The 11,862-nt window shown below is 41.2% G+C and carries 13 protein-coding genes; 3 read left to right on the forward strand and 10 right to left on the reverse strand.

Annotated elements, in window-relative coordinates; translation table 11 throughout:
• Positions 1-73 precede the first annotated feature (73 nt).
• Positions 74-889, forward strand: coding sequence for an IclR family transcriptional regulator PobR (gene pobR, locus F931_RS10855; protein WP_016141409.1), 816 nt, complete (start codon positions 74-76; stop codon positions 887-889).
• A 62-nt stretch (positions 890-951) separates the two neighbouring features.
• On the opposite strand, the gene F931_RS10860 is transcribed toward pobR, so the two are convergent.
• The 10 genes from F931_RS10860 to F931_RS10900 form a co-directional block, all read right to left on the reverse strand.
• A complete protein-coding gene (locus F931_RS10860; RefSeq protein ID WP_000064100.1) occupies positions 952-1,335 on the reverse strand; it encodes a carboxymuconolactone decarboxylase family protein in 384 nt (127 codons plus the stop codon).
• On the reverse strand, positions 1,332-2,789 hold the full coding sequence (locus F931_RS10865; RefSeq protein ID WP_016141410.1) for an NAD-dependent succinate-semialdehyde dehydrogenase: 1,458 nt from the start codon (positions 2,787-2,789) through the stop codon (positions 1,332-1,334). The genes F931_RS10860 and F931_RS10865 overlap by 4 nt, the downstream gene beginning before the upstream one ends.
• A 138-nt stretch (positions 2,790-2,927) precedes the next feature.
• The gene (locus F931_RS10870) at positions 2,928-4,097 is read right to left on the reverse strand and encodes a hypothetical protein (RefSeq protein ID WP_016141411.1); all 1,170 of its coding nucleotides are present in this window, start codon (positions 4,095-4,097) and stop codon (positions 2,928-2,930) included.
• 25 nt (positions 4,098-4,122) lie between these two features.
• Positions 4,123-5,529 (reverse strand): purine-cytosine permease family protein, encoded by a 1,407-nt coding sequence (locus F931_RS10875; RefSeq protein ID WP_016141412.1) that lies wholly within the window; start codon positions 5,527-5,529, stop codon positions 4,123-4,125.
• 38 nt (positions 5,530-5,567) lie between these two features.
• Positions 5,568-5,711 (reverse strand): hypothetical protein, encoded by a 144-nt coding sequence (locus F931_RS22000; RefSeq protein ID WP_075382724.1) that lies wholly within the window; start codon positions 5,709-5,711, stop codon positions 5,568-5,570.
• 122 nt (positions 5,712-5,833) lie between these two features.
• Positions 5,834-7,303, reverse strand: coding sequence for a (Z)-2-((N-methylformamido)methylene)-5-hydroxybutyrolactone dehydrogenase (gene tgnC, locus F931_RS10880; RefSeq protein ID WP_016141413.1), 1,470 nt, complete (start codon positions 7,301-7,303; stop codon positions 5,834-5,836).
• 11 nt (positions 7,304-7,314) lie between these two features.
• On the reverse strand, positions 7,315-8,352 hold the full coding sequence (tgnB, locus tag F931_RS10885) for a flavin-dependent trigonelline monooxygenase oxygenase component (protein WP_004793333.1): 1,038 nt from the start codon (positions 8,350-8,352) through the stop codon (positions 7,315-7,317).
• Positions 8,353-8,354: 2 nt separating this feature from the next.
• The gene (gene tgnA / locus F931_RS22385; protein ID WP_016141414.1) at positions 8,355-9,287 is read right to left on the reverse strand and encodes a flavin-dependent trigonelline monooxygenase reductase component; all 933 of its coding nucleotides are present in this window, start codon (positions 9,285-9,287) and stop codon (positions 8,355-8,357) included.
• A 30-nt stretch (positions 9,288-9,317) separates the two neighbouring features.
• Positions 9,318-10,109: an alpha/beta fold hydrolase gene (locus tag F931_RS22390; protein ID WP_016141415.1), complete on the reverse strand. Its 792-nt coding sequence runs from the start codon at positions 10,107-10,109 to the stop codon at positions 9,318-9,320.
• Positions 10,078-10,680 (reverse strand): amino acid synthesis family protein, encoded by a 603-nt coding sequence (locus F931_RS10900; RefSeq protein ID WP_000420415.1) that lies wholly within the window; start codon positions 10,678-10,680, stop codon positions 10,078-10,080. Before F931_RS10900 ends, F931_RS22390 begins: the two co-directional genes overlap by 32 nt.
• Before the next feature lie 152 nt (positions 10,681-10,832).
• Here F931_RS10900 and F931_RS10905 point away from each other — a divergent pair, with 152 nt between their 5' ends.
• Both F931_RS10905 and F931_RS10910 read left to right on the forward strand, forming a co-directional pair.
• Complete coding sequence (locus tag F931_RS10905) at positions 10,833-11,495, forward strand: GntR family transcriptional regulator (RefSeq protein WP_016141416.1); 663 nt, start codon at positions 10,833-10,835, stop codon at positions 11,493-11,495.
• 62 nt (positions 11,496-11,557) lie between these two features.
• Positions 11,558-11,842: a DUF1330 domain-containing protein gene (locus F931_RS10910; protein WP_016141417.1), complete on the forward strand. Its 285-nt coding sequence runs from the start codon at positions 11,558-11,560 to the stop codon at positions 11,840-11,842.
• The last annotated feature ends 20 nt before the right edge of the window (positions 11,843-11,862 follow it).

Here is an 11,862-nt window from a genome sequence, read left to right on the forward strand (position 1 = left end):
ACGAAAATAACCGTTTATCATTTAGTTTGTCCGAATAGCGGACAGAAACAACCAAAATAATAGGAATGAATGGATGCCTTCTCTCGATGCTTTTTTAGAGCACCCGACCTCGCATGAGAAAATTCGTCAAGATGACTACATTGCAGGATTAGCTAAAGGCTTGGCTTTACTGGAAGCTTTTGGAACAGATCGGCAACGGCTTAATGTCACTCAAGTGGCTGAGCGAACCGGTATTAGTCGTACAGCGGCAAGGCGCTATTTAAAAACTTTAAAATACTTAGGCTATTTAGAAACAGATGAACATTACTTTTGGTTGACTCATCGCGTGCTACGTTTTTCGAGTTCTTATTTGAGCTCTGCTCACCTGCCTAAAGTCGCTCAATCATTTTTAAATCTTTTGTGCGCACAGACATCTCTTACTTTTTCGATAGTAGTTTTGGACGATAACGAAGTCGTACCCATTGCCCGTAGCTATTTACCGCAGCAAGATAATTTGCGTGTAAGCCCTTATGGTATGCATTTAGGCAACCGACTCCCTGCCCATGCCACTTCTACGGGTAAAGTATTGCTGGCAGCACTGTCTGAAGAAGCTCAGCACACGTGGGTAAAAACTTACGGTTTAAAGCGTTTAACCCCTTTTACACTCGTAGATGAGTCCAAGTTTTTTGAAGTGCTTAAGGGCATTTCGTTATCGGATTATTGTCTTTCTAAAGAAGAACATGAACTTGGCGTGATTGCGATTGCCGTACCTGTTTTTAATGCACAAGGTCAAGCGGTGGCAGCGCTTAACTGCATGTCTCAAACCAACCGCGTACAAGAAGATTATTTAGTTCAGCAAATTTTGCCCTTACTGCGTAACACAGCAAATGAACTTAGAAATGTGATTTAAATTATATAAATAAGGCCTCGTCCACTTGAACAAGGCCTTTTTATAATATTCAAACCGAAAGTTTATTGCTCAGATTCAAACTCTTTGATTGCCTCTTTTGCAATACGAAAGCTATCTACAGCAGCAGGCACGCCACAGTAAATGGCTACCTGTAAAAGCACTTCACGAATTTTCTCTTTAGGCACACCATTTCGAAGTGCGCCTTTAACATGTAGTTTTAATTCATGTGGACGATTTAAAGCTGAAATCATTGCCAAGTTAATTAAACTGCGCTCAGGCTTACTTAATTCTTCACGTCCCCAAACAGCTCCCCAGCAATATTCAGTCACTAACTCTTGAAGAGGAAGATTAAATTCATCGGCATTATTAATCGAATTATTTACATATTCTTCACCAAGCACTTGTTTACGGATTGCTAAACCCTTTTCAAATTTTTCATTACTCATATATTCAATCCTCCAAACAAGGTGTATTTAATTTCTAGATAATCTTCAATACCGTATTTAGAACCTTCACGCCCCAAACCAGACTGTTTAATTCCACCAAAAGGCGCAACTTCATTTGAAATAAGGCCTTTATTAATTCCGACCATGCCATATTCGAGCTGTTCACTCATTCGCCAAGCACGGCCTAAATCTTTGGTATAACAATATGCAGCTAAACCAAATTCAGTTGCATTTGCCATTTCTACCGCTTGTTGCTCGGTTTCAAATTTAAATACGGCTGCCAGTGGGCCAAACGTTTCTTGAGTTGCAACGTCCATATCAGCGGTAACATCTGCAATCAGTGTCGGTTCAAAAAATAACTCACCCGCTGTATGTTTTTTACCACCAATCACAAGACGACCATTTTTATCTAAAGCATCTTGAATATGAGCTTCAACTTTTTTCACCGCATTGGCATTAATTAATGGCCCAATGTCATGCCCTGCTTCTAATCCATTACCAATATTAAAGTTTTGAATTTTTTGGCTTAAGGCAGCAATAAATTTTTCATAAATGCCAGCCTGCACCAAGAATCGATTGACGCAGACACAGGTTTGCCCTGCATTTCTAAATTTGGCAATGAGCGCTCCCTCAATTGCTGCTTCTAAATCGGCATCATCAAATACAATAAACGGCGCATTGCCACCCAACTCTAAGGAAACTTTTTTTAAAGTTTTTGCTGAACGCTCAAGCAGCATTTTGCCGACGGGTGTTGAACCGGTAAAAGTAAACTTGCGGACAACATCACTTTCAAAAATCGCATCACCAATATGAACTGCATCGCCCGTAATCACACTAAAAATTTCAGCAGGCACGCCAGCTTGTACAGCTAAGTCGACTAAAGCCAAGGCAGTAAAAGGCGTTTCAGGTGCCGGTTTTACAATACAAGGACAACCTGCCGCCAATGCTGGAGCAACCTTACGCGTAATCATGGCAGCCGGAAAATTCCAAGGTGTAATCGCTGCAACGACACCAATTGGCTGTTTATTTACAACAATTCGAGCATCGGGATATGGGCTTGGAATAATATCGCCATACACTCGTTTTGCTTCTTCGGCAAACCATTCAATAAAACTGGCAGCATATAAAATTTCACCTTTGGCTTCGGCTAAAGGCTTTCCTTGCTCACTTGTTAAAATAAAAGCCAAGTCATCTGCATTTGAAATAATTAAATCAAACCATTTTTTTAAAATAATTGATCGATCTTTTGCTGTTTTATTTTTCCATAGCGGCCAAGCTTCTTTGGCAGCTTCAATGGCACGCTCGGCTTCAGCCTTGCCCATATTTGGGACAGTACCAATCACTTCTAATGTCGCCGGATTTAAAATTTCGGATGTTTGTTGATGGTCTGCATCGCGCCACTTTCCAGCAACAAAGGCTTGCTGACGAAATAAAGCGAGTTCATTAAGCTGCATGATCATTATCCTGTTGAGATCTTCTGCATTGATAGTGGAGCGATATATAAATTAAATAGCTCACCATCAACTTTGTATTATGGCATACCAAAAATTAATTTAAAAAAATTTTCGGTATGCCCGAATGTTTAAATGTTTTTAGAAATAATAAAACAGCGTTAAGTTAAGCAACTTATTCCATGGGTTATCATCCCCTTGTGCCAATGAATCTTGAGTTCCCCCAATGAACGGGTCATTTTTACTCATGATGTATTCAGCCACCAAAGATAGCTGTTTATGGTCAATAGACACACCAATAATATTACGGATGGAATCTTTCATATTGTCCTGATCTTTATCGTACTGACTGTACATAAAGTACGGCGTAATGTTTCCGATCTGCTTAACATTTTTGAAAGAGTAGCCCACGTCTGCGGTATAGAACGTTCCTTTGTTCGCGACATAATATTCAGTGTCGTAGGAACCCATGAGTGACTGATTAGGATTAAGCTGATCCTGATTAGTTACATCATTTTTACCGCCTGTAAGGGTCACATTAAAATTGCCATAATTGGCTTTACCAAAAAGTGCCCATGCATGACGACGCCCATCTCTCGAAGCGGCTTTATTTTCAATATCCGATGTCCAATATGAACCACCGAGCTGTGTGGTTAAACCATTAATTCCAAGATTTACATCTTGAGTCACTCGGCCTACCCACATGTTCTTTTCTTGCAAATCGGTTTTATTCGGATCATCTGAACTCACATAGTTTGCAGTGTAGCGACCTGAGTCTTGGGTAGAGCCTGTGTAGTTTCCACCATCTACCGCAAAATACCCCACATCAAATTTGGTTGATGTCGGCAATTCAAAGTGATAATTCAAACCAAGATTATGAACATCTTCTAAACCTGCGGTTGTGCTCATACTTCCATATAGGCTATTGCCCCAGAAACGTCCCGGCCCAAATGGAATCGGCTGAACACCTGCCACCACCTGATCTGTTTTATTTAATTTGTATCCTACATAACCATCAACCAATGTAGAAAAATCACATAGACGGTCATATTGATAACAACGATATTCCGCATGGCCAAATAACGGTCCACGCTCGTAGTCCAGTTTTAACTGCGCAGCATCAAAACGAATTTTTTGATCAGAAGCAGTTTCGCCATAATGTTTATCTTGATAGTTAGCGCGGACATAACCCGATACGGTGAGCTTACCGTATTCACCATCGGTATTTCCAAAACTTACACCTGCATAACTTGGATAAATTACGGCCATCAATGCTGTGCTTAGAGCCACTTGTAAATAGCTTTTTTTCATTGTGAGATTCCTTTCACTACAATGCTTATTGAGGTAATTTTGCGTTTAATGCGGGAGCTGAACATTTAATCTTTCCTAGATTAAAGACGTAATACACCACCAGACTCACCACCAATCCAATGACCCAAGAAATATCCGCATCCGGAATTACATCGGCCAATGTACCTGTGAAAAACGCATTTTTTAAGAATGGAATTTGTACCGCGATCCCAATGAAATAAGCCGTAAGCGCTTTTGCATTAAATTTGCCATAAATACCGCCATCACGTGCAAAGATCGATTGAATGTCATAAGACTTTTTATTCACCACATAGAAATCTAGTAAATTAATAGACACCCATGGCACCAAAATAAATAACAAGGCAAAAATCACATTCAAGAAGAAACTAATAAAGTTACTTGATGCCCAAAGTGCCGTTAAAGTCGCTAGAACTAACACAATGATTGATAACACGACGCGGATATTTCGGCTTGGCATCCACTGCCCTGCAAAAGTCTGAATAGAGGTAATACAAGACAGAACCGCACCGTATAGGTTCATGGCATTATGACCAATGATATTGCATAGGAACAAAATCATAAGAACATAACCGAATAGCCCAGTACCCGACTTTACCGCTTCCATCGCATCTGTGGTTGAGCCAATGCTGACCGCAATCGTACCAAATGCCATCGCAAAAATAGTTCCTAACGATGCGCCTAAATAGGTAAAGATAAATGGCTTATAAATACCAATCGATTTCGGTAAATATCGTGAGTAGTCTGAGGTATAAGGCGAGAAACTAATTTGCCATACAGCACACAACCCAAACATGGCAAACCAGCCTTTCATATTGAAAGAGCCTTTAGCAAGTACATCTGCATTAATATGCGGCACCATAATCATGAGGCCGATGAGCAACGAACCACCCATAAACCAAGTTCCAATTTTATTGAACTTATGAATAAAGTGGTAACCGATCACGCCAATTGTGGTTGCTGCAATTGCGCCAATCACGGTCGCGGTCGGCACTGGAATGGCAGGAACAACGGTATGCAGGGTTTTGCCTGACAAAATAATGTTAGAGATGAAAAAACCTAAATAAATGAGGGTAGTAAACAGTACAACCAGCAATGCCCCATAACGCCCAAACTGTGCGCGGCTCTGAATCATTTGAGGAATGCCGACCTGCGGACCTTGCGCAGAGGTTAAAGCCAGAATCGCTGCACCAAAAAAATGTCCACAGCAGATCGCAAGCAATGCACTTACAATATTGAGGTTAAAGGTTAAAATTGACATTGCACCCGTAATCACGGCAAGCGGTGCAATATTGGTACAAAACCATAATGTGAATAGATCGCGAACTTTCCCATTACGTTCAGAGGGAGCAACATAATCAATAGAATGACTTTCGATAGCGAAAGCATTATTGCTATTTTCGTTTTGGCTCATATCCTTAATCTCTCTTTGAGGAATTCATTTCCTCAACATCAAAAAATCTGCCCAGCCAAAGTCATTTCAATATGACTCGGCTTCATCTTTTTATTTCCTTTTACAAACAGCTCATTTCTCTGTTTGTGTTGTTTTAGCCAAGAAAAAGGTAAAGCCAGTCCGATCAATACTTGATTAAGCATCGATACATCTAGTTTTACGTTTTCAACTATTTAAAGCTTTAGGCGATTACTGGGTTTGACTGATTCATTTTTTCATCCTTGAAATTAAAATCCCGTTATATTTTCATACCTCAAGTCATGACTTATCTCATGACAAATGGGTCATCAATTGGCTCATCTGAAGTACGTAACCAAATTGTTTTGGTGGCGGTGTAATCTAGAACTGCATTTGCGCCACCTTCCCGACCATGTCCCGAAAGCCCATGTCCACCAAAAGGTGCAAGTGGTGAAACAGCGCGGTAGGTATTTAACCAAACAATTCCCGACCCAATGACTTTGGTCATACGGTGCGCACGGCTTAAATTGGTGGTAAAAACGCCTGCCGCCAACCCATAAGGTGTGCTATTGGCTTTTTGCACAGCTTCCGCTTCATCTTTAAAACTATCTACCGATAAAACCGGACCAAATAGTTCTGTGGTAATGCAATCTGCTTGAGGTGCATCGGTGCAATCTAAAATGGTCGGTGGATAGTAATACCCTGCTCGCTCAAGGCTTTTACCGCCAGTAAGAAGTTTTGCACCTTGCTGGATTGAACTTGCAACGACTTGCTCGATTTTTTGGCGTTGGCGTAAAGTACAAAGTGGTCCAAACTCGGTTGCCATTTCATGAGGTAAACCAATTTTTATGGTTTGTACACGCTCAACCAAACGCTGAACAAATTCATCTTTAATGCTTTCTTCAACCAGTAAGCGTGAACCTGCCACACAACTTTGCCCAGTAGCAGCAAAAATAGCAGCGACCTGAGCATTTACCGCACTTTGAATATCTGCATCAGCAAATACAATAAATGGAGATTTGCCACCTAATTCGAGTGAAACTTTTGCAAGATTTTCAGCCGAGTTACGCACAATGTGCTTTGCCGTTTCTGGGCCACCTGTAAATGCAACATGTGCCACATCTGGATGACTACTCAACACGGCGCCACATTCAGGTCCAAAACCCGTAATCACGTTGACCACTCCAGCCGGAAAACCCGCCTCATGCACTAATTTAGCAAAAGCCAATAATGGCCCAGGACCGTCTTCAGATGCTTTTAACACGACTGTACAACCTGCCGCTAAAGCTGGGCCGACCTTCACTGCCGATAAAAATAACTGACTGTTCCAAGGAACGATTGCAGCAACCACACCCACAGGTTCACGAACAATCCATGCTTGCATGTCTGCCTTATCAATCGGTAGAAAACTACCCTCTAATTTGTCGGCAATACCTGCGTAGTAGCGATAATATTCAGCGACATAGGCTATCTGGCTCGATGTTTCACGAATAATTTTACCCGTGTCACTGGTTTCAATTTGAGCCAATTGCGGTGCAGCTTTTTTAATTAAATCAGCCAGTTTATAGAGCAATTTCCCGCGCTGTGAAGCAGTTAACCCTGCCCAAGCCGGTGCTTTTAACGCACTTGATGCGGCCTGAACTGCTCGATTGACTTCATCCGTTCGAGCTTCTGGCATGTGTGCCCAGACTTCACCTGTTGCAGGATTAATACTTTCAAAAGTCGCTGCACCAGATTCAAACTGACCATTAATATAAAGCTGAAAATCTGCTGTCATGATATTCGCCTCTATGCAAATGCCGGCATAACTTCATTGATCATACGTTCCAATGACGCTTTTTTACGTTCAAAGCTCATGCCCGTATCAATCCAGAAAGAATATTCGTTATAACCCATCGCTTCATAAGCTTTTAAGCGGTCAATTACTTCTTGGGCCTGCCCAATCACGTTATTTTTGCGCATCGCTTCTGGTGTATAAAAAGGATGTGCAGCAATTTCTTCAGCACTTAAAGGTGCGATTAAACCTTGATTAATTTCACGCTCATTTTTAAACCATGCCCCGAAATAGTTATAGAAGGTGTTAATTTCATCTGCTGCCAGTTGAGCATCTTCTTCACTATCTGCCACATAGGTATGGCGGAGCAACATAATTTCAGGGCGCTGAATTTCATTGAACTTTTCGCAAGCTGCATTGAAATGCCCCATAAGCTTCTCAACTTCCTCATCGCCTAAATGCAAAGGTGTTACCTGTACATTACAGCCATTTTGCACGGCAAATTCATGGCTATTTGGATCACGAGCAGCAACCCAGATTGGTGGATGCGGTTGTTGAAGCGGTTGAGGTGCTGAAGTGGTTTTTGGAAACTGCCAAAATTCACCGTTATGCTCATAATCGCCTTTCCAAAGGTTTTTAATGGCAGGAATCATTTCACGTAAACGCTGACCTGCACTCCATGCATCCATGCCCGGAACCATACGTTCATATTCAAACGAATAAGCACCGCGAGCAATACCAATATCTAAACGGCCATTGGTAATAATGTCGGTCATTGCAGCTTCGCCTGCAAGTTTAATCGGATGCCAGAATGGTGCTACTACCGTGCCTGTACCTAAACGAACATTTTTGGTTTTATTCGCTAAATCGACCAGATTTAAAAATGGGTTGGGTGCAATGGTAAAGTTCATGGCATGATGTTCGCCTGTCCAAACCGCATGCATCCCGCCACGGTCTGCAATCTGACAAAGCTCAATCATTTCATCATAAAGCTGTTTCTGAGTTTGCTGATCAGAAACACGTTCCATATGCACAAATAATGAAAAACGCATGATTAAACTTCCTCTTTAACGATTTGACGAACTGTACCTGTTGTCTGATTTCCGTAATAAACACCATACGTTTTCAGATGGTTTTCTTTGCGATAGCGCATCAACATACTTTCTAAAGCGCCGTCTACAAACTCTAGCTTTTCAAGGTCATTTAAATCGACAAACTGACCTTTAGTGGCTTTAGCTACGGGTGTGTTGCATAAAAATGAAATATATTGCTGCTGGTTTTCAACGTTTTCATATACAGAGTAAATGAAGTTGGCAGAAGCATCTGGCTGATATTCTGCAAAGATTTTCTCAAGCGCTTTATCGGCACCGTCTTTATCTACCATCACATGTGGAATAGTCCATTTATGATCGGCAGTTTCTTCAAGCAAAATGGTATTTTCATGACCAATGATCGCACTCATCACCACTTTAGGACCAGAGATGACCTCGGCAGAAAGTTTGGCCGGAGTGAAATATCCACCACGATAATAACCAAGACCTGCAAAACCTGTCGAAGCAAAATCTTCAACTTTACCAATTAAAATGGCGTGGTCACCTGCATCGACAACTTGGTAAGTTGTACAGTCAAACCATGCACTCACATGATGGATTAGTGGATTTTGGCAAGCACTTTTTGACCATGAAAGATTTGCAAAACGGTCTTCGCTTGGACGAGCAAAGGTATTTGAAACATCCTTTTGCTCTTCTGCCAAAATATTAATTGCAAAATGAGTGGTATTTGCAAAGTTATGATAATTGCTTGATGTCTTGGCAATACTCACTAGAAGTAAAGCTGGGTCCAAAGACACCGAAGCAAAAGAGTTTGCTGTAAAGCCAAGTGGCGTTCCATCTTCTTTACAGGTTGTGACCACGGTAACGCCCGTCATAAATGACCCGAAAGCATCACGTAATTCACGTATTTTATTAATTGTATCCATTTCACTCATTGTTATATTCCTTCAGCAATGTGTGGCAATTTAAACGCTGGTTTCCAACCACGCTTGCATTGCATTATTCACTTTATCAGGTGCAGTTAAGTTCACCATGTGACGTTCATTTTCAATGACAATTGCAGTGCCATGCTTTGCCTGATTCGCCATTTGCACGGCCATTTCTGCAGTTGAGTTCGGATCATCCGTTCCAGTCAACACCAAAGCAGGACAAGTAATCTTTGACCAGTCATCTGCATAGGTTTCATCGCCTTGCGCAAAAGCAGAATATGCAGTGGTATAACCAGACAAGTCGACATTTTCGAGCCATGATTTCACTTTAGCTGCCGCTATACGCTCGACTTCGCTTTCGCCAAACCAGCGCTGTAGCGGAGTCTCAACATCAATACGGCCTGTTTTTAACTCTTCAGCTCTTTGGATCACGGCATTACGTGCTTGGGTTGTACGTTTATATACACCATTAAGCACTGCCATCCGTTTAACTAAATCAGGACGGGTAACGCTAACTCCTGTGGTAATTAGCGAGCCCATTGAATGTCCCGCTAAATTTACAGGTCCTAAATTTAAGGCTGTAATAAATTCGATGGTCCATTCAACAAAATCTTGTAATTTTGCGTCTGACGGTAATTTGGTGCTTTGACCATGGCCCGGCATATCTACTGAAATTACATGATAATGTTTAGAAAAATATTCAATTTGTGGATACCATGCCGCAGCTTGCATTCCCACTCCATGGATCAGAACCAGAGGCTCTCCTTCGCCTTGCTCAAAATAGTGAGCAATACGGTTATTTGACAGCTGCAGGGTTTTTGACATCATGACCTAACTCTTCCAAATCTTTATAACGATCACCAATACGATGATGTGGTCGACCACCTGTTGCTGCACCAATCACAACAACCAGCTCATCGGCAGCAGGTGCATCTGGAATTGCAAATTGCAATGTTAAGTAATGAGAACGACGGCCTTCGTCATTTTTATCCATCATTGGAATTAAAATCGGCGCATTTGCTGGGCCACGGGTATTGTTAAATGCTAAATAAGATTTCGCACCGACAGCGCTACGGTAAGTATTACCAAAATGTAAGGTGTGAATTAAAGCTGATGCATGCTCAAGTTCACCATTTAAGCCAACTACTGCACTTTTACCAAAAGCTTCAACAGCTTCGCCCGAACCGACTTCATCAAGAATAAGCTTGGTTAAATGTTCGCTTAAGATCGGCGCAATGCGGCGAATTTCCGGTGTTAGGTTTTCTACATAGCCTTGCCCTGCCCACGGATTTTTAATAACCGCTGCGGCTGCCACCATTTTTAAAGGCTTTGCTGCTTCTTTGCCGCCATCTACATAAGTGGTTTCTACATGAAGCACTGTTTTACGTATGAGTTCCATTGCTCTTCCTTGCAAGTAAATTATCTTGTCATTCGTATTATGGTATACCATAATACATACTGAAAAAAAAGCAAGAGTTTGCTATGCTAATTTTTATTGAAAAACATGTGATGAAACTCAACATGTTAAAAAACAGGAAAATTTAATTATTTATGAATCTTAAAATTGAAAACCCGCCCGTAACATTACGAGAGCTGTGTTTAGATAAAGTGCGCAATGCCATTATTACGGGCTATTTCCCTTCAGGAAAAAGACTGGTTGAAAGAACGTTATGTGAAGAACTCGGCGTGAGCCGCTCTGTGGTTCGCGAAGTGATTCGTTATTTAGAAGCAGAAGGTTTAGTTGAGATTTTGCCAAATAAAGGCCCTATCGTTTCGCTACTTAACTGGGACATCGCTTCACAGATCTATGAAATTCGTCTTTTGTTAGAGCAAAGTGCTGTGGTTGACTGCACTAAAAACCTCGATGATAAAACTGCTGAAAAATTAAAGCTTCTATTAGAAGATCTTAAAGCTGCTTTTGCTGCTGATGACATCAATCTGATTATTGAAACTTCAACCCAGCTTTATCAAACCATCTTCGCTACCGCAAATCATCATATTGCATGGGAAGTGGTGCAACGCTTAAATGGTCGAATTAGCCGTCTTCGTGCCATGACTATGAAATCGACAAAGCGTGAAATTTCAGGTTATCAACGTATTAAAAATATGTGTGAAGCCATCTATCTTCACAAAGACCCAGAAAAGGCAAAAAAAGCAGTTGCTGAACATATTGCTGAAGCTGCTGCTGTCGCAAAAAATATTTTAGATGCGTGAAATCACAAATTTTAGGAAAAGGTAAATAGACCTTTATTTAATAAATTATAGGGAAATACGATATGTCTGCTTACTGGATTGCTCATGTCACTATTCATGATATGGAACAATATAAACAATATATGGCCACTGCTCCGCAAGCTTTTCAAAAGTACGGTGCCAAGTTTCTTGCCCGTGGCGGTGCCTCAGAAGTTTTAGAGGGGCAAGAGTTTGAACGTCACGTGGTGATTGAGTTTCCAGATATGGAAACTGCACGTGAATGTTACTTTTCACCTGAATATCAGCTTGCCAAAAGTAAACGTCAAGGCTGCTGTGAGGTCATGGTGAGTTTTGTTGAAGGGATTTAAATTGCTGAATTGATTTCTCT

It is taken from the genome of Acinetobacter pittii ANC 4050, from assembly GCF_000399685.1.
Taxonomy (GTDB): domain Bacteria; phylum Pseudomonadota; class Gammaproteobacteria; order Pseudomonadales; family Moraxellaceae; genus Acinetobacter; species Acinetobacter pittii_E.

Coding starts and splice junctions, on each gene's coding strand:
- F931_RS10910 (WP_016141417.1), top strand. CDS start 11,558: ATGTCTGCTTACTGGATTGCTCATGTCACTATTCATGATATGGAACAA.
- tgnB (WP_004793333.1), bottom strand. CDS start 8,352: ATGCGTTTTTCATTATTTGTGCATATGGAACGTGTTTCTGATCAGCAA.
- tgnC (WP_016141413.1), bottom strand. CDS start 7,303: ATGACAGCAGATTTTCAGCTTTATATTAATGGTCAGTTTGAATCTGGT.
- F931_RS10860 (WP_000064100.1), bottom strand. CDS start 1,335: ATGAGTAATGAAAAATTTGAAAAGGGTTTAGCAATCCGTAAACAAGTG.
- F931_RS22000 (WP_075382724.1), bottom strand. CDS start 5,711: ATGCTTAATCAAGTATTGATCGGACTGGCTTTACCTTTTTCTTGGCTA.
- F931_RS10875 (WP_016141412.1), bottom strand. CDS start 5,529: ATGAGCCAAAACGAAAATAGCAATAATGCTTTCGCTATCGAAAGTCAT.
- F931_RS10900 (WP_000420415.1), bottom strand. CDS start 10,680: ATGGAACTCATACGTAAAACAGTGCTTCATGTAGAAACCACTTATGTA.
- tgnA (WP_016141414.1), bottom strand. CDS start 9,287: ATGAGTGAAATGGATACAATTAATAAAATACGTGAATTACGTGATGCT.
- pobR (WP_016141409.1), top strand. CDS start 74: ATGCCTTCTCTCGATGCTTTTTTAGAGCACCCGACCTCGCATGAGAAA.
- F931_RS22390 (WP_016141415.1), bottom strand. CDS start 10,109: ATGATGTCAAAAACCCTGCAGCTGTCAAATAACCGTATTGCTCACTAT.
- F931_RS10905 (WP_016141416.1), top strand. CDS start 10,833: ATGAATCTTAAAATTGAAAACCCGCCCGTAACATTACGAGAGCTGTGT.
- F931_RS10865 (WP_016141410.1), bottom strand. CDS start 2,789: ATGCAGCTTAATGAACTCGCTTTATTTCGTCAGCAAGCCTTTGTTGCT.
- F931_RS10870 (WP_016141411.1), bottom strand. CDS start 4,097: ATGAAAAAAAGCTATTTACAAGTGGCTCTAAGCACAGCATTGATGGCC.